At 41.7% G+C, this 18,637-nt stretch carries 16 protein-coding genes; 5 read left to right on the top strand and 11 right to left on the bottom strand.

From position 1 onward, the window contains the following. Positions 1–3 precede the first annotated feature (3 nt). From H6614_10150 to H6614_10105, 10 genes are all read right to left on the bottom strand, one after another. Positions 4–2,262, bottom strand: coding sequence for a polysaccharide biosynthesis tyrosine autokinase (locus tag H6614_10150; protein ID MCB9244026.1), 2,259 nt, complete (start codon positions 2,260–2,262; stop codon positions 4–6). Further along, positions 2,263–2,808, bottom strand: a complete 546-nt coding sequence (locus tag H6614_10145) for an SLBB domain-containing protein (GenBank protein MCB9244025.1) — start codon at positions 2,806–2,808, stop codon at positions 2,263–2,265. A gap of 43 nt (positions 2,809–2,851) precedes the next feature. Next, positions 2,852–3,796, bottom strand: a complete 945-nt coding sequence (locus H6614_10140) for an SDR family oxidoreductase (GenBank protein MCB9244024.1) — start codon at positions 3,794–3,796, stop codon at positions 2,852–2,854. A 468-nt stretch (positions 3,797–4,264) separates the two neighbouring features. Beyond that, entirely contained in the window at positions 4,265–4,864 is a 600-nt protein-coding gene (locus H6614_10135; GenBank protein MCB9244023.1) for an N-acetyltransferase, read from the bottom strand. Between the two features lie 14 nt (positions 4,865–4,878). Beyond that, positions 4,879–5,847, bottom strand: a complete 969-nt coding sequence (locus H6614_10130; GenBank protein MCB9244022.1) for a Gfo/Idh/MocA family oxidoreductase — start codon at positions 5,845–5,847, stop codon at positions 4,879–4,881. Beyond that, positions 5,848–6,891 (bottom strand): GDP-mannose 4,6-dehydratase, encoded by a 1,044-nt coding sequence (gene gmd, locus H6614_10125; protein ID MCB9244021.1) that lies wholly within the window; start codon positions 6,889–6,891, stop codon positions 5,848–5,850. A gap of 40 nt (positions 6,892–6,931) precedes the next feature. Continuing rightward, on the bottom strand, positions 6,932–8,116 hold the full coding sequence (lhgO, locus tag H6614_10120) for an L-2-hydroxyglutarate oxidase (GenBank protein MCB9244020.1): 1,185 nt from the start codon (positions 8,114–8,116) through the stop codon (positions 6,932–6,934). A gap of 18 nt (positions 8,117–8,134) precedes the next feature. Continuing rightward, positions 8,135–9,304 carry a DegT/DnrJ/EryC1/StrS family aminotransferase gene (locus H6614_10115; GenBank protein MCB9244019.1) on the bottom strand — a complete coding sequence of 390 codons (1,170 nt, stop codon included), beginning with the start codon at positions 9,302–9,304 and terminating at the stop codon, positions 8,135–8,137. An 8-nt stretch (positions 9,305–9,312) separates the two neighbouring features. Then, positions 9,313–10,623, bottom strand: a complete 1,311-nt coding sequence (locus tag H6614_10110) for a nucleotide sugar dehydrogenase (protein MCB9244018.1) — start codon at positions 10,621–10,623, stop codon at positions 9,313–9,315. A gap of 10 nt (positions 10,624–10,633) precedes the next feature. Further along, positions 10,634–11,158, bottom strand: coding sequence for a UpxY family transcription antiterminator (locus H6614_10105; GenBank protein ID MCB9244017.1), 525 nt, complete (start codon positions 11,156–11,158; stop codon positions 10,634–10,636). Between the two features lie 499 nt (positions 11,159–11,657). On the opposite strand from H6614_10105, the gene H6614_10100 reads away from it, so the two are divergent. From H6614_10100 to H6614_10080, 5 genes are all read left to right on the top strand, one after another. Beyond that, a complete protein-coding gene (locus H6614_10100; protein MCB9244016.1) occupies positions 11,658–12,053 on the top strand; it encodes a hypothetical protein in 396 nt (131 codons plus the stop codon). 13 nt (positions 12,054–12,066) lie between these two features. After that, the gene (locus tag H6614_10095; protein MCB9244015.1) at positions 12,067–13,041 is read left to right on the top strand and encodes a hypothetical protein; all 975 of its coding nucleotides are present in this window, start codon (positions 12,067–12,069) and stop codon (positions 13,039–13,041) included. Positions 13,042–13,070: 29 nt separating this feature from the next. Further along, on the top strand, positions 13,071–13,718 hold the full coding sequence (locus H6614_10090; GenBank protein MCB9244014.1) for an RNA polymerase sigma factor: 648 nt from the start codon (positions 13,071–13,073) through the stop codon (positions 13,716–13,718). A gap of 35 nt (positions 13,719–13,753) precedes the next feature. Next, positions 13,754–14,176, top strand: a complete 423-nt coding sequence (locus tag H6614_10085) for a hypothetical protein (protein MCB9244013.1) — start codon at positions 13,754–13,756, stop codon at positions 14,174–14,176. Between the two features lie 127 nt (positions 14,177–14,303). Beyond that, entirely contained in the window at positions 14,304–18,020 is a 3,717-nt protein-coding gene (locus H6614_10080) for an FAD-dependent oxidoreductase (GenBank protein ID MCB9244012.1), read from the top strand. On the opposite strand, the gene H6614_10075 is transcribed toward H6614_10080, so the two are convergent. Then, the gene (locus tag H6614_10075; GenBank protein ID MCB9244011.1) at positions 18,005–18,637 is read right to left on the bottom strand and encodes a rhomboid family intramembrane serine protease; all 633 of its coding nucleotides are present in this window, start codon (positions 18,635–18,637) and stop codon (positions 18,005–18,007) included. The two genes, H6614_10080 and H6614_10075, sit on opposite strands and share 16 nt — an antisense overlap.

The raw sequence follows: 18,637 nt of genomic DNA, 5'->3' as shown, positions 1-18,637 counted from the left end.
TTTTTACTTCTTGGCACGCTCTTCTGGTCTGGAGTAATAATAATAGTAGTTATAATAATAACCATATGAGCTCTTGAAGCTGAAATTATTCAAAACACAGCCCAGCAGGTTATGCGGATTTTTATTGTAAAGTGTCTGGTAGGTTTTCCAGAATGTTTCCGTAGGTGTCTTATTTGCCTGCGCGATCAACACCGTTCCGTCTGTGATATTAAATAATATCTCCGAATCCGTAACTGTTATTAGTGGTGGAGAGTCTATTACTATATAATCGTATTTCTCCTTTAGGAAATCAAGAAACTTTTTCATTTGCATTGATCCTAAAAGCTCCGATGGATTTGGAGGTATGGTACCACTCGTTATAAAATACATTCCTTCGAGCGCTGTCTCTCTCACTATCTCGTCAAACTCAACATTATTAAAAAGATAATCACTCAGACCAGGGTAGCGCTCTTCCTTGAAGAAGGTATGCACTTTGGGTTTTCGCAGATCGCAATCGAGAAGCAGAACTTTTTTACCTGCCTGAGCAAAACTTCCCGCAAGGTTGACGGAGACAAGCGTCTTACCTTCAGACGGTATAGAACTTGTTACGAGAATCGTCTGCAATGGTCTCGACTGTAATTTAGAAAATTGTATCCTTGTCCTAAGTGCTTTGAATGATTCGGATACGGCTGACGTAGGTCTGAGATATACCACAAATTCCGATTCTATTCCTGTATTGGCGCTGATATTTTCTATGTTCGGAATCCATGACAGCAGGCTTCCTCCCTTGTCCTCGATCTCGTCCGGAGTTTTGATGGTCTTGTCGAAATAATTCCTCAAAAATGCAAATGCTATACCAAGTATCAAACCTGTAATGGCACCGAAAAGCATTATCCTGGGCCGATCCGGAGCTACAGGACCGTAGTTATCGTACCCCGGGTCTAGTATAGATACATTTCCTAATCTCGACCTCTCGTTTATAGTAGCTTCTTGATATTTTTCTTCGAGCGTCAGATAGAGTTTCTCGGTAGAATTTCTTGTCCTCTGCAGTTTAGCAAGTTCAATACTTTGCGACGGTAATTGAGAAAACTTACCCTCGTAAATTCCAATTACACCTCCCAAAGAAGCTATCCTTGAACTTAGCCTTTTTGAATCTATCCTTGCATCTATTATCCTGTCATAAACTCCTTTCAGTTCATCGGGAGTATCCGAGTCCAATCCTTTTTTAAAAATTTCGATCTGTTGGTTGAGTTGAGTCTGAAGTGCCGATATTTTCTTATTTGCATCTGCCCTTATCTTTTCTTTTACCCTTTCATCATTCGTACTTGCAATATCGACATCCCTTGCTACCTCTATCTTGGCTATTTCACTCTGTATCTGAGCAAGGAGACTCGAATTTAGTCTCGCATCTACATAATCAACAAAATTTGAATCTATTTTTTCATACTCGCTAGTAAGAACATTCATCCTTTGCTGGTTTGCCTTGAGCTCTATTTCAGCGGTATTCTTCTCAACATCATAGTCTGATATGGTTCTTACCAGATTGGTCGTCTGCTCATCGAGTTGTATTATTCCAGTTCGTTTTTGAAATTCTTCGAGTGATGCCTCTGCGTCATTCAATTCATTAAGCTTCTTATCCTTTTCGGAATTTAAATAGTTTTTTACGTTCTGTATATCTTCCCTGCTTAACTCCAGATTATAGTTCAGGTAAACAGTTGCGTAGGTCAGAGTTATAAGCTGTGCTTCATTAAAATACGGACCTTCGACCGATATATCTACCGCGTCAAGACCCTTCTTTTGGTTTGCTTCCACAATCCCTATCAGCTTTTTACGCAAGACCTCCTTTGATGGAATAGATACTCCTGAATTTTCAGAATTTGAAACCAGGAAATTAAAATATTTAAGATCATCCCTATGAGGAATAGAGTCCAGCAAGGCACCTGCTACAAGGTCTCTTATAATATAACTTTTCAGGACCTCTATCTGGTTTGCAATATATCTCTCATCCTTTGAAATCTCAACATCACCAAAACTTGACTGCAGTATGTTTCCCTGCGGGGGTTCGATCTGAATAACAGTTGTAGCCTTATATACGTTAATCGATTTCCTTAAGAATAAAAATGTTACAACAACGCTTACAACCAGTATGAGTAATATAGGTATGATATTTGCGCGCAGAATGCTGAGATATTCACTAATAAGATCTCTCTGCACCTTTGGACTCTCAAAAGGCTCGCCGTTCTTTTTAAATTCTTCGAAGTTTATTAAGTCTTTGTCGGGCATTTATTTGTTTACGATATTAATTACAAGAACAGTTGCTGTCAACAAAAATGAACCAACTGATAATATTATGCTTAGATTTTCCCTAAAGAAGTATCTGGGCTCACCCGGTACAAGAATAATATCTCCGGGCATCAATACCGGGTTTTTCTTCATACCGGATTTTATCTTATCCTCCCACAAAAAATCATTATAATCGATATTAATGATCTGGTCCTTAGAAATATTTAATGTATCATTCTTCAATCTTACTATCCTTATATCATTAAGCATAGCATCTATAGTCGGGCCTCCTCCCAGTGTAATTAGATCTATTGCGGTTGTTCCCTGGGGAATGAGATATTTGCCCGGGCTTTTAACATAGCCCCAAAGGTTTACTTCAATATTCACCTTATCCAGGTCAGCATAATTATAATAATTAGCACCTGATTTTCTCAGTTCCTCAACGCCAATCCTCACGTCATTGCTATCCTGGGCATTGACAAAAACCGGGAAAATAGCGGACAAAGCCACTAAAACGAGAAAATTTCCTACATACCTTTTTACCATATCAGTTAATTTAAATAAATAATACTTACTAAACAATTAATTACTATATTGTAAGATTCCGAATTCCTTCCAGGTTTTCAATCGTGAGGCTAAGCCCCTCGTCGAAATTTACAACCACCTCATAATCCAGTTTTTCCTTTGCCAGATCGATGTCCGCAAATGAGTGTTTAACGTCGCCTTTTCTCGCATCAGCAAAAACAGGCTCAATATCTTTACCCAGCTGGGCATTTATCTTTTTCACAAGCTCAATCAGGTCAATTCTGTCATGACACGCGCAATTGAGCGTATAGCTTCCGTCTATTTCCTTCGTCGCCGCCAGCAGGTTTGCCTTTACCACGTTAGCCACATACGTAAAATCCCTAGACTGCTTACCGTCTCCATATATAACCGGCTGTTTGTCATTCATCATAAGTGTTATGAATTTCGGTATCACCGCAGAATACTGGGAGGTAGGATCCTGCCTCAGTCCAAACACATTGAAATATCTTAAACAAATCGTTTCTATTCCGTATATCCTGTTAAACACCTGGCAATACTTCTCGCCCGCAAGTTTAGACACAGCATAAGGAGAAAGCGGGTTTGGCTCCATAGTCTCTTTTTTAGGAAGTTGGGGGCTGTCGCCATAAACAGATGAAGACGACGCGTAAACAAACCTCTTCACGTTTGCTTTCACCGCGCTCTCGAGCAGATTAAGCGTACCGCTTATATTAACCTCGTTAGTTGTTATCGGGTCTTTTATCGAACGCGGTACCGAAGGAAGAGCGGCTTGATGCAGAATAACATCGACACCGTTTACAGCTTCCTGCACTATGTGGTAACTCCTGATGTCGCCTTCGATGAGGTTAATATCTTTTTCAAAAGGAGAGAGGTTTTCTCTCTTTCCAGTCGAGAAATTATCGATGACATTAACTTCAAACCCCTGTCTTAATAATTCTTCGACGATGTTTGAACCGATAAAACCGCCACCACCTGTTACAAGTACTTTCATATTACGACTCCGGGCATGGCTCCGCCAATTGGCTCACATTTTTTAATTAAAAAAGCCATCTCACTATTGTTATTAAATTTTTTTGCATCATTAGTCTCGTAACTACATATGCATATAAAAAAAAATTGCCACCGGGGAAAACCGCTGATAATCCCTTGTGACAAATTTATAACCCAGATACTCTTCTAAAAGTGATAATATATTCAAAGAAATACACTAATTCTAGTTAATTTATCAAATGTTAATTCTATTTCACTTGAGAAACTGTTTTAAAACTTACTCATCAATCATTAATAATAATTAACATTTAAATAAACGCAGTATAAACTTAAAAGAAAAATACTTAAAATACAAACTAAATATTCTTACTAAAAATTTATTGGATTCATAGTAAAAAAGCTAATAAATTTAGACGAGAATAGCTTTTTCTGTGGAAATTTTAAGATAGGGATTGATAATATTGGGGTATCAATTAGAGTTCTCTAACTCTGTTACGATACCATTGGCGAGCTTATACTTCATATTTGATCTTTCACAAAAAGCTTCTCCATTTTCATCAAATTCCAACTTTTTCCCAGCCTCGCTCACCCAGCCAATTATTTTGGAAGGATTACCTACAACTAATGCAAAATCAGGAACATCTTTGGTCACAACTGCCCCAGCCCCCACAAAAGCGAACCTGCCTACGGTATGCCCGCATACTATCGTGCAGTTAGCGCCCAGTGACGCGCCTTCTTTTATGAGCGTCTTTATATAAAATTTAGAACCAACCTGAGGATATTTGCTCCTCGGATTGATAATATTCGTAAAAACCATAGATGGTCCGCAAAAGACATAATCTTCGAGTTCAACTCCCTCGTACACCGACACGTTATTCTGGATCTTGACGTTATCGCCGATGATGACATTGTTGCCGACGTTCACATTTTGTCCGAGCGAACAAGATCTTCCAATCTTTGAACCGGACTGTATGTGCGAAAAATGCCAAATCTTCGTTCCTTCTCCAATTTCGACGTTATCATCTACCACTGCATATTCATTTACGTAATATTTTTTCTCGTCTGCCATGGTTTTGTTGTTTGTTACCTTAAACTTTTTTCGGATTCTTCGAGTATCTTCAGCACCTCGATCGCGTGCTGACCGTCGGTGAGAGGTTGTTTACCATCCGCCACACATTCAAAGAAATGTTTCTGCTCCTCTTCAAGAGGCATCTTGTTGTCAAACTCTATTACTTCGTAATCATGATCGAACTTTTCCAGCACACCTTCTACTCTCTGAAAACCTTTTTTGTAGTACTTGAGTTTTTCTGCAGGCAGGCTGTCCTCAAAGACAACCATTCCCTTATCGCCTATTACGACTAGCCTCTGCTCTTTGAACGGATGTAACCAGCTGACAAAAATATGAGCCGATACATTATCAGGGTATTTCATAAATGTAAGAGTCGTATCCTCTATTTGGTGCTGAAGGAAACTTGCTCCCCTGGCAAATACTTCCGTCGGGTTATTATCCGTTAAAAATTGTATGACCGATATATCGTGCGGAGCGAAACTCCATAAAATATTTTCTTCACTTCTTATCGTTCCGAGGTTAAGCCTGTTGCTGTATATGTACTGGAGCTTACCAAGCTTTCCTTCTTCCAGCATTTCTTTTATCTTTAGAACCGCGGGGTGATAGAGCAATACATGACCCACCATTAGTATCACGCCCTTATCATTAGCTATTTTTAAAAGCTCCTCCGCTTCGCCGGAAATAAGTGTAATCGGTTTTTCCACCAGAACATTCTTTCCCGCTTCCATCATTTTTTTAGCTATCTCAAAATGTGTCTCTGCCGGAGTAGCGATGATCACTGCGTTTATACTTTCATCAGCTATTACCTCGGAGAGATCAGTGGTGAAATTAATATTGCCGGATATCTTCTTTAGCTTATCCCTGCCGGCTTCATCCGTATCACATACGGTTATGGCAGAATGGTCGAGGAGTTTAGCTGCTGTATTTACATGATTATAGCCCCACTTACCAAAACCCACTATCGCCAGCGTAACGCCTTTCATTTAGTAACCCCTCTTCAATACTTTTTCATAATCGGCTGATGTCATGATGGATACTAGCTCATCGAATTTGACTTTGGGCTCCCATCCGAGGTTAGCTTTAGCCTTAGAAGCGTCACCAATCAGCAGGTCCACCTCCGTCGGCCGGAAGTAATGCGGGTCGATCTCCACGAGCACTTTGCCGGTCTTTTTATCGATGCCTTTTTCGTCGATGCCTTTGCCCTGCCAGTCGAGCTCCATTTCGAGGTGTTTGAAAGTAAGGTCGGCGAACTCTCTCACTGTGTGAGTCTCACCGGTTGCGAGAACATAGTCATCGGGTTTTTTCTGCTGAAGCATGAGCCACATACCCTCGCAGTACTCGGGCGCGTAACCCCAGTCTCTCTTTGCATCGAGGTTACCGATCTTAAGCTTATCCTGGAGGTTGCATTTAATCCGGGCGGCGGCACGGGTGATCTTTCTGGTAACGAAGGTCTCTCCACGTCGCGGTGATTCGTGGTTGAAAAGGATACCGTTGCATGCGAAGAGGTCGTAGGCTTCACGGTAGTTTACGACTATCCAGTAGCCGTATATTTTTGCGACGCCATACGGGCTGCGCGGGTAAAACGGTGTCTTTTCGGTTTGCGGGACCTCCTGCACTTTACCGTAGAGCTCACTGGTAGAAGCCTGGTAAAACTTCGCACTCTTTAAGCCGGTCTCGCGCATCGCATCCAGGAAACGCAGTGTACCGAGCGCGTCAACCTGCGCAGTATAGTCAGGGAGTTCGAACGAGACTTTCACGTGTGACTGCGCAGCAAGGTTATAAATTTCGTCCGGTGCAACTTTTTCCAATATTCTATTCAGATTGCTCGTGTCAACGAGGTCGCCGTAGTGCAGGAAAAGTTTAGCGTCGAGCAGATCCGGATTATTGTATAGGTGGTCCAGCCTGCCTGTATTAAACGAGCTGCTTCTGCGGATTATTCCGTGTACTTCGTAACCTTTTTCCAGCAGTATCTCCGCCAGGTAACTTCCGTCCTGACCAGTGATACCCGATATTAAAGCTTTTTTCATTAATTTAATTGATTATAGAATGTCTCTAAAATAATAAAGATTAACGATTAATTTTATTCATTAACTTGTCCGATATTGTTTTTCCTATGGATAGTGAGGATGTGGCGGCGGGAGAAGGCGCATTACAGACATTTATGCTGTACTCCGTCTCATAAATCACGAAATCATCGATTATATTACCGCCTCTATCACATGCCTGCGCTCTGACCCCGGCGCCTCCATAAGACAGATCGGCAGTAGAAATTCCCGGCATGAAGCGTTTTATGCTCTCCGTAAATGCGTTTTTTGAGAAAGAGCGGTGGATCTCAGCCAGTCCGGTTTTATAATACTTGCGAAAAAGCTTCAGCGCTCCCCTGTATGAAATAAAATCCCACAGTTCTTTCAGATTTATGTCGCTTTTTTTGTAACCCTCCCGGCGGAACGCAGGAACAGCATTCGGACCGGCTTCGGTGCGCCCGTCAATAGTTTTTGTGAGGTGGACTCCGAGGAACGGGAATGCAGGGTCGGGCACGGGATAAACGAGAGAGTTAATCTTTCTCTCTTCTCTTTTTTTCACCCAGAAATATTCTCCGCGGAAAGGCAGTATTTTAATAGAGATGTCGCTTATAAAATATTTCGCGATCACGTCCGAATATAACCCGGCACAGTTTACAACATACTTAGCAGAATAATCTCCCGAGCTAGTCTTAACGGTACAGACATTCCCTGTTTCGATGCCCATAACTTTTGAACCGAAGAAAACTTTTCCGCCTATTTTTACTATGTCATCATAAAGGGCTTTGCACACAAGTTTAAAATCAGTTATGCCGGTGTATGGAATGTAAATTGCTTTTATACCGGTTATGTTGGGTTCACGCTTAGAAAGTTCCTCCCCGGATAATAACTCTATATCGTCGAGCCCGTTTTCTTTACCTCTTTTATATAGATTGTTTAAACGCTCTTCCTCTTTGTCACTTGTAGCAACGATCATTTTACCGCACAGGTCATAGGGGATGTTATTGCTTTGGCAAAAATCCACCATCATAGAATAACCCCTGATGCAGTTTGTGGCTTTCAGGCTGCCCGGTTTATAATAAATTCCCGAATGAATGACATTACTATTATGACCTGATTGGTGACGCGCGATGCCGTTTTCTTTTTCGAGGATACAAATCTTTAGGGAGGGGTCGGATTCAAGGATCTTATAAGCGCCGGCAAGACCTACGATACCGGCGCCAATCACCATAACATCAAAATTGTTCAATTAGCTTTTATCTATAAATTCTTTTATGCTGTCAACTGTGTACTCTATCTGTTCATTCGTCAATTCGGGATATATAGGCAGAGCGAGCGATTTTTCAGCACAAAACTCAGCGACAGGAAAATCACCTTTCTTATTCCCAATATAAGCAAAGCAATCCTGCAAATGGAACGGAACGGGATAATAAATTTCTGTTCCTATCTCCTTCTGCTTCAGATGCTCTCTCAATCCGTCACGGTCTTCGACCCGTATCACATACTGATTGTAGATGTGATATCTCGGAATGTCAGCGCTCCTGTAAACCGCCTTTGGTATAAGGACTTTCTCCGTTTCACTGAACTCTACAACACCTTCACCTGATGCAAGTCCTTTATCCACAAAGAGGCTGGTATAAAGGTCGGCATTGCTCTGACGCTGTTTCGACCATGAGTCAAGGTGCGGGAATTTTACATTAATGACTGCAGCTTGTATCGCGTCGAGACGGAAATTACCGCCGATAATCCTGTGATAATACTTGGGTTTCCCACCATGCACGCGGAGTATCCTGATCTTCTCACCGAGTTCGGCGTCCATTGCAGTGACGAGTCCGCCGTCACCAAATCCGCCGAGATTTTTGCTCGGGAAAAACGAGAAACATCCTACCTCTCCGATCGTCCCGGTGGTCCTTCCGTCCTTGTATTGTGTCCCAATCGACTGCGCGGCATCCTCTATAACAACAAGGTTGTGCTTTTTAGCAATCTCCATTATAGGATTCATGTCCGCGCTCTGTCCGTAAAGATGAACGGGAGTAATCGCTTTTGTTCTTTCCGTAACCAGTTCCTCTATTTTAGAAGGATCGATATTGAACGTAACAGGATCAACATCACAAAAGACAGGTTTAGCGTTAAGACGGCTTACCACACCCGCGGTCGCGAAGAACGAATAAGTCGGGAGAATAACTTCATCACCGGGCTGAATATCGATTGCCATAAGAGCAACGAGCAGGGCGTCCGTACCGGAAGAAACACCTATAGAGGATGTGCATCCGATATATTCATTCATGGTCTTTTCCAGCTTTTCAACTTCAGGTCCCAAAATAAAATACTGACTCTCGGCAACTCTTATTAATGCTTCATCAAGTTCTTTTTTTATCTGACTGTACTGCGCTTTCAGGTCTAATAAAGGTACTTTCATATTTTTGATCAGGCTTTGTAAATTTTTGAGTTCTTAAAATCTTTAAAGGCGTTCCTTGTATCCACTATAAGCTTTGAATGCTTAAGAATGAATTTATGGTCATAGTAAGAATGGTCCGTCGAAAGCAGTACAAGGTCGTACTTACCGAGATTTTCTTTTGTAAGTTTGACGGACTTCTTTTTGAAATTGTATTTTCTTAATTCAGGTATAGACTTTACGAATTCGTCATTATAATCAACCCTTGCTCCGCGCTCCTGAAGGAGTTCAATAAGTTTTAACGACGGGGATTCGCGAATGTCATCCACATTTTTTTTGTAAGCCAGTCCGAGTATCAGTATGCGTGAATTATTTAGCGCTTTCTTATTAACATTCAATGCATCCATTACTTTAGCAATAACATAGTGGGGCATGTTAGTATTGATTTCACCCGCAAGCTCGATAAACTTAGTTGCGGTCTCATACTCTCTTGCCTTCCACGTCAGGTAAAACGGGTCGATAGGGATACAGTGCCCACCGAGACCGGGACCCGGATAGAAAGGCGTATAACCGAAAGGCTTTGTTGACGCGGCATCTATCACTTCCCAAACATCAATATCCATTTTATCGAATACAGTTTTAAGCTCATTAACGAGAGCGATATTTATCGATCTATAGATATTTTCCAACAATTTCGTTGCCTCAGCAGCTTTAGTAGAAGAGACGGGAACAAGCTTGTCAATTACTTTACCGTATATAAGAAGCCCAAGTGAGAGACATTTTTTTGTAACGCCGCCTATAACCTTTGGAATAGTGGATGTTACAAAGTTAGGATTGTTAGGGTCTTCCCGTTCCGGTGAAAAGCAGAGAAAGTAATCCTTACCTACTTTCAATCCTGTCCTGGCGAATATTCCAAGCAGGAGCTCATCCGTAGTACCGGGGTATGTCGTGCTTTCAAGTGAAATGAAATGACCGGGGCGAAGGTATCTAGCTATCTCCTCGGCAGTCTGAACAACGTATTTCATATCAGGTTCCCTGTTCTTATCGAGCGGTGTAGGAACACAGATAATAATAGCATCGACTTCACCGAGCTTAGCAAACTCTTTAGTAGCAGACAGCATATCGCTTTCGACGGCAGACTTAATGCTTTTACCGGGTATGTGTTTTATATAGGACTTCTTGTCTTTATTAATACTTGTTACCTTGCTCTCATCGAGATCGAAGCCTATGGTCTTAATTCCCTTTTGCGCAAATTCAAGCGCTAGGGGCAGACCGACATATCCCATGCCGATTATACCGACTTTGAATTTATTGTTTTTGATTTTTTCTTTTAGTTCTGACATTTAAATGATTTTATTCATAAATCTTTTCAAGAAGCTTGACTTCCCCGGGGCTAAGCACAACATTCAGAGACATCGAGAGTTCATAAATATTAATAGTGAGCTTGTAATTTCCTCTCAACTCGGTAACGATACCCTCCATACCGCTGAAGACGCCTCCGGTGATCTTTACCAGATCCCCCTTCTTTACATTCGAATTTTCGATCTTAAAGCGCTCCGGAGCCTGAAGTGAAAGTTTAATGTTATTAATCTCCTTTTCGGAAACTACAGCCGGTCTTTTCATATAAAAGATATATCTCAATGCTCCAATGGTATCGGCAATCGCCCGTTTTCTTTCCGCCTCATTGGCATGAACAAAGACGTAACCACTAAACATTGGAATGGTAATCTTTTTTTTACGATCGGACCACTTCCTTATTGTAATTATTAACGGCAGGAATGTTTCAATTTCCTTTGCCAGGATCTGCTCATAAACTTTTTTTTCGTATCTCGGCCGTGTCTGGACCACATACCAGTTACGTTCACTACTCTCCGTCATTTAAAAAATCTATTTAATAAAAAGCTCACAAGATAGGCAGTAAAAATTACGGTTACTATATATAATACAATTACTTTAAGACCGTTCTTAGACAGTTTGTAGCCAAAATACCTTTTCCTGTATCCACAGTTGGAGCAAAAATAGTATCTGAATTTAAATCTCTTAAGTAACTTTTCGAATGTGTTTTCGGATCGCGACTTTTTTAAAGTAGCAAGGGTATGGCATTGTGGACACCTAAGGAACTCTATATGTCTTTTTACAAATAAACTTCGCAAATTTACAATAAATAAGTTATTTTAAAAATAATCTATTTATATTTCTTTTTACAGGAAAAAGAGGCAACAAGAGAATTGAAACCTTTTCCGGCTATTTAAGTCATAACGAGTAAATAATCGGAATGAATGGAAAAATTCATAATTGTCGCTTCAACATTTATAATTTTGCTATTTATTATACTGATAAAACAAAAAAATAACTAAATAATATAGGAGATCACAAAATGCATGATCTAATAGAAGGAATGATCCCAGTAATTGCCATAATCTTCACATTTGGTATCCCGGGACTGATCATATTCTACTACATCTACATGAAGCATAAAGAAAGAATGCGCATGATGGAGAAAGGGCTTACGGCTCAGGATATGAAGGCATTCTACATAGAATCCGAGAAAAAGCCGAGAAATCCGTATTCGGCATTGAAATGGGGTATCTTATTCCTGTTCGTCGGTCTGGGTATATTCATCTCGAACATTATTTATTACCAGTATGACTTCGATGAAGGTCTGGGCTTTGGAATAACGATAACATTTGCCGGCTTAGGGTTCTTACTGTACTATTCTATAGTATCGTCGAAGCTGAAAAAGGAAGCCCAGAAAATTTCGGAAACCAATTAAAAGAGGAAGAGAGATGAAACGGGTAATATTTATACTAACAATATTGATAGCAGGAGCCGCGCTTACAGGGTGCGGATCCCGCTTTGAAAAATCCGAGACGCAGGAATTCAGCCCATCGGCAGAAGGTAAATCGAAGATCAGGATAGAGAACGTCAATGGCGAGGTAAAGGTGTTCAAAACCGAGGAAGATAAAATAAGAATAATAGCAAAGATGACGACCCGCGTAAGAAGAAGAGACCTTGATAAACCGATCAAAGATATAAGCATAAACATCGACGAAAGCGGGAACGAAATAATAGTGCAGACAGACATGCACGACGTCAAGGATGGCTTCACTATTTCATTCGGGAATAAAAGGTCGGTGGATTACATAGTATATGTGCCGGCGAGGTTTGAGGTGAATATAAATAATGTCAGCGGAAACGTCGAGGCAAGAGACATAGAGGGTGACGTTAATATAGACCTGGTGAACGGTAATATAAATCTGGATAATATCTCCGGCGCCATCACGACGGAGCTTATAAACGGAAACACAAGCTGTGAAATATACTCGACGAAAGGAATAACATTCTCGACTATAAACGGCAAGATAACACTGAAATGCCCGGAAGACCTGAACGCGAAGATATACGCGGACGTATCCAATGGGAAGGTGGTGACAGACGAGCTGGAGTTTACTAATTCCTATAAGGAGAAGGATCATCTTTCGGGGAATCTCGGTGACGGAGCCGCAGACATAAGGCTCGAAACGATCAATGGAAGGATAACACTCGGCAGGATAGAGAACAAGCTTACCAGCTCGGCAGGAGATAAATCGAAAGAAGAAGTATATATGCTGATGAAAGAGAACTATGAGAAGGCTAAGTCAGAGATGGAAAAGGCAGAAGAGGAGTTTAAAAAGGCAGAGGAGGAGTACTTAAAAGGAATGGATTCGATACAGAGTATGCCGCGTGACAGCGTGAAGACGGACAGCGTTAAAACATTATAAAGTAAATCGGACAGCGCAGGCGCGTGCCAATGCAATCGGAGACAGAAATAATAAATAAACTGGTCAGGGGAGATGAAGCCGCTTTCAGGGATTTCATCGAGGAGTTTAAGGATAAGGGATATTCGTTAACGCTCAAGATCCTTAAAAATCCCGACGAAGCGGAAGATTCCCTCCAGGACGCGTTCATTAAATTTTACAGAGCTTTGATCCACAATCAATTCCAGGGTAAATCAAAGCTCTCGACTTATTTCTACACGATCGTGTATAACACGGCGCTCGATCATTATAAGAAGAAGAGAAAAGTATCTTTTAGCATGATCTCGATAGACGTAAACGATTCAAATTTTAAAGACGGGGATGAGCTGACACCCGCATTCAGACAATCCGAGATAGACAGGAACGTTCTCCCGGAGTCAGTCGATGCAAATACGGATAAGGTGATCTCAGCGAGCGAAATCCAAGGAATCATTAATGATTATATAGAGAATATCCCGGAGCAGTATTCGGTGATACTAAACATGTTCTACATAAACGAACTTTCACATAAGGAGATCTGCGACATTCTAAGTCTGCCGCTCGGAACCGTAAAGAATAGGATATTCAGGGCAAAGGAAAAGATAAAGGAGCTTATACTCAGGAGATATACGGAAGATGAAATTTTACAATACATTGATTAGTTTATTTTTATTTATAATTAACTTATATTTAAATAATGTCGGAAGGCAAGAAAAATATGGACCTCTATTTCGATGAAAAGCTAAAGAATGCTCTAAAGGGTAGACCTTCAGAGTATTTCTCGAACAACCTGATGCATAAAGTATCACAGGAGATACAATTTGCGCAGGAAGACAAGAAGACTGAAAAAGTGACATTCAAGCTAATGGGAAGCATAGCGCTTGTCATGATAGGATTGACAATTGCATTTGGATTTTTCTTTGCCAGATCCACACCCGATACAACTGCAGAGACCTCCATGATCGAGGATTTCACAATTACTATTAATAAGATCCTCTATGATATACAGTCTGCAATCGGTGTCACATTCGACGTACAGACTATCTTATTCGTTCTGACACTGCTTCTCATCATAGCGGTATTTACCGCTTCGGATAAATTTATTTTCAAGAAAAGATAAATCAGGTTTTTTAAATTTTATTCCTTATACAGCCCGCTATCAGCGGGCTTTTTATTTTTGAATACCGCAAATTTTAATTTTAAAACCCTTATATTTCACATATTATCGGTAATAAAATCCATCTCACATGACGGGAAATTCAGAAGATTTCTTAAATCCTAAATTCGGTTTTACTTATGCCGACCTCTACGATACTGCCCGGCTAAAGGACCTCAATGATTCCTTTCACTCCTACTTTAAAGAACAGGACAATGAAAAATTTCTGGAATTTAAAAAATATGCGGATGCGCGAGGTGAAGGATACGCAAATCCCGATGTTTCCAGGATTCTCATAGAGTCTGCTACTTTCCTTTCGGGGTTTTTGGGCGAGCTTTTCCAGATAGACGCTCACCTGGACAAACTGCTCTACGAAACTAAGTACGAATACGACGTCCTGGCATTTAAGAAAGATTTTGTACAGAAAGAGATAACCAGAAAATATAAAGATAAAGATCCGGATTCCTATGATTGGGATGAATTGCAATCGTTTGTGAACGAGGTTAAATCCGCGGGGTTTGGTGAACTGGATTTCGCGAAAGATGAGGAGAAAAACACCGCAACATTCGCGCAGGCAATCGTAGAGATGGAAAAGAATTACAGATGGTTTTACGAGGGAGACAAATTCGCACCGGAAAATTTTACAATACCCGACGACGTAAAGCAAAGAACCGAAAATTTACTGAACAAACTCAAGCAGGATAACCTGATTCCCGAAGCTCCCGAGCTGGAGAATCTGAGACTTATATTACAAAAAATAAAAGACTGGCTATTTGTAAAATACAGCAAAGATCCATCTGCAAAAAAATGGATATCTTACTTCGACCCTAAGAAAACGGATTATGATCACCTGGTCGAATACATAACACCTGATGAATCGCTGCCTAACCTGATGGACAATCACGAAGACCATTTCCGGCAGAGGGACGGATTTAAACTAAACGATTTTCCGCGCACGGAGCGCCAGCTTCTTAACCAGGTGGACTATTGTATGTATTGCCATGAGCGCGAAAAAGATTCCTGCTCGAAAGGTCTCACCGACCGCATGGGCGCACTGCAAAAAAATCCTCTCGGCAATACACTCCACGGCTGTCCACTGGAAGAAAAGATCTCGGAAGTTCATGTCCTTCGGAGAGAGGGGTATCCCCTTGCCGCGTTTTCATTAATACTGATCGACAATCCCATGTGCCCGGGAACGGGACACCGTATCTGTAATTTCTGCATGAAGGGATGTATATTCCAAAAACAGGAACCGGTCAATATACCATTAATTGAAAGCTCCATACTGAGAGAGGTACTTGCATTACCCTACGGATTTGAACTTTATCACCTGCTGACAAAATGGAATCCGCTAAACGTAAAATCACCGTTCGAAAAAAGCTATAATGGAAAGAACGTGCTGGTCACAGGTTTGGGTCCCGCCGGATATACATTATCACATTATCTGCTTAATGAAGGCTTTGGTGTTGTCGCAGTCGAGGGATTAAAAGTGGAGCCAATCTTTGAAGAATACACATTAAACGACAAATCCCGATCCGTACCCAAACCTGTGAAATTCTTTTTCGATGAGATACACAGACCGCTCGATACGAGGGTGTTGCAGGGATTTGGCGGGGTAAGCGAATATGGTATTACGGTGCGATGGGACAAAAACTTCCTTTCGGTAATTTACTTATCTCTTTGCAGGAGAAAGAATTTCAAATATTATGACGGTATAGATTTCGGAAGTTCGATGACAATAGCTGACGCATGGGAGTTCGGCTTTCATCATGTGGCTCTGGCTGCAGGAGCGGCTAAACCGACGATCATCAATGTAAAGAATAATCTTATAAAAGGTGTGCGCAAATCTTCAGACTTCCTGATGCAGTTACAGCTGACAGGAGCGCAAAAGGAAAATAATTTTGCGAGCCTGCAAGTACAGTTGCCTGCTATAGTGATAGGCGGTGGATTAACGGCAATAGACTGTTCGACAGAACTGCTTGCTTATTACCCTGTGCAGGTGGAGAAGATACTCGCCAGATATGAAAAGATCTCCTCCGAAAAAGACGAGCGATATTTCTGGAAACAGTATTCTGAAAGTGAGAAGGAGATCATAAAGACATTCATCGAACATGCAAAGATCGTCAGGGAAGAAAAAGCCAAAGCGGAAGCCGAAGGAAGACACCCGGATCTAACCTCACTGGTCAGAGAATGGGGCGGTGTAAAACTTATTTACAGGAAACGGCTCAATGACGCACCTTCATACAGGGAAAACCATGAAGAGATCATCGAAGCGCTCGAGCAGGGTGTGCAATTTGCAGAACTTCTCTCGCCATCGGAGTTCGTAAAAAATGATAACGGCGCTGTAGAGTCGGTGGTTTTCGAGAAACAGGAAGCAGTGTTTAACGAAGAAAAGAACCGTTACTCATTTAAAGGAACGGGAGAAAGTATAACGATCCCGGCTAAAACAGTTATTGTGGCAGCGGGTACTTCCGCGAATATGATCTATGATGACGAACATCCCGGCACGTTCGAACTCGATGAATGGAAAAGCTACTATAAACCCTTTACAGCAGAGATCATAAATGGAAAAGTCGAATTGAAACCGGCGGAAGACAAATCGGAAGCGTTTTTTACATCATATAATAATGAAGGAAAACTAGTGTCGTTCTTTGGCGACAGCCATCCGCATTATTACGGAACTGTTGTAACGGCTATGGCATCGGCGTCTCACGGCGCGCCACACATAAAAGCACTTTTTAAAAATGAACTCGAGGAGCTGGACAATTCACCGGAAGCTGTTAAACAAAGGGCTGAGATACATGATTATTTTTCGACAATGCTGGATTCAAATCTAAGAGTAACGGTAAAGTCCGTCAAGAAGCTGAACGATAAATATACAGAGCTGGTCATTAATGCTCCGCTGATGTCGGATAAATTCCGTCCGGGACAATTCTTTAAACTGCAAAACTATGAATGCACAGCGGGGAAACTGAACGGGTCATTGCTTACATCCGGAAACCTCGCGCTATTCGGGTGCGGAGCGGATCCTGCAAATGGAACTATAACGCTGATAGTAGATGACCACGGCGTCTCTTCACACATAGCATCATCATTAAAAGAGGGAGACAGGGTATTTCTTTCAGGTCCGGGGGGTTCTCCGCTGGATATTCCGAAGGGAAAAACGGTGCTTCTTGCCGGAGAAGACTTTGGCAACCCCGCGCTTATCCCCGTTCTGAAAGAACTAAAGGAAAACGGGAACAAGACACTGCTGTTTGCTTACTACCGCGATTCATCGGACGCAATTAAAGTCGAAGAGCTCGAAGAGCTTGCGGACCAGATCGTCTGGTGCTACTCTGAAGGAGGTGAGGTACTTCGAGGAAGGAATGAAGATCTTACCTGTAACGCAGACATCGGCGAATGTATGAAGAATTACGTCACCGGAAATTTAGGCGGACGCAAGAAAATCGAATTCAATGACGTTTCTTCTATAATAGTGATCGGTTCGCCGGATTTTCTGGATGAAGTAAGAAATGCGAAAAAAGAGCTTAAAGATTATTTCGGTGAAGTGGCATCGCTCGGAAGCGTAAACTCTCCAATGCAATGTATGATGAAGGGGGTCTGCGCGGATTGTATGCAAAGATTGGTCGATCCCGAAACAGGTGAAGAGAAATTCGTTTATTCATGTGCCGAGCAATTCCAGGACCTCGACTGTATCGACATCGAAAATCTGAAGGAAAGGCTTACGCAGAATTCTGCAATGGATAAGGTTAACCTGGAATACTTTAGATTAATATCCGATGGGAAGACACTTCAGCCTGTGAAGTAACTCAAGAACAGATCAAACGCGCCTTTAATAAGTATAAAAGTAGCGATCACTCCCCCCACCGCTCCCCCAAGGTGGGCTTCATGCCCGATATTTCCGAGACGGGTCTTCATTCCATACAGCGAAAATCCGATCCATAAAACCGCAAACAGGTATGCAGGCATAGGTACGAACAATACATATATCTGGCTTGTTGGATCGAAGATTATATATGAGAAAACAATTCCCGAAACCGCTCCCGACGCGCCAACTGCCACATATGTCGGGTCATTCCTTTTCAGGAGTATGGTGAGTACCGAACCGGTGAGAAGACTGATCATATAGATTAAAAAGAAGTAGAGGCTCCCCTCCAGTCCGCCGTACACTTCGTTAAAGAATCCTTCAAGCGTAACTCCAAATGTAAACAACGCGAACATATTAAAAAATAAGTGCATGAAATTGGCATGAAGGAATGCAGACGTCACCATCTGGTAGTACCTATGCTGGTGAACTATCTGGTAGGGCCACTCGGCGAACCGCTCGAAGTAGATAGGATTTGAATACAGCGCCCATAGCGAAATGGAGACGTTAGCAAAACACAATGTGAGTGTTACCGGGGCGTCAGTTAAGTTTATTCCCAA

This window comes from Ignavibacteriales bacterium (assembly GCA_020635255.1).
Classification (GTDB): Bacteria; Bacteroidota; Ignavibacteria; order Tepidaquicellales; family Tepidaquicellaceae; genus JAEYVS01.
The sequence above is the reverse complement of the archived record's forward strand: the minus strand, read 5'-3'. Positions and strand labels throughout refer to the sequence as shown.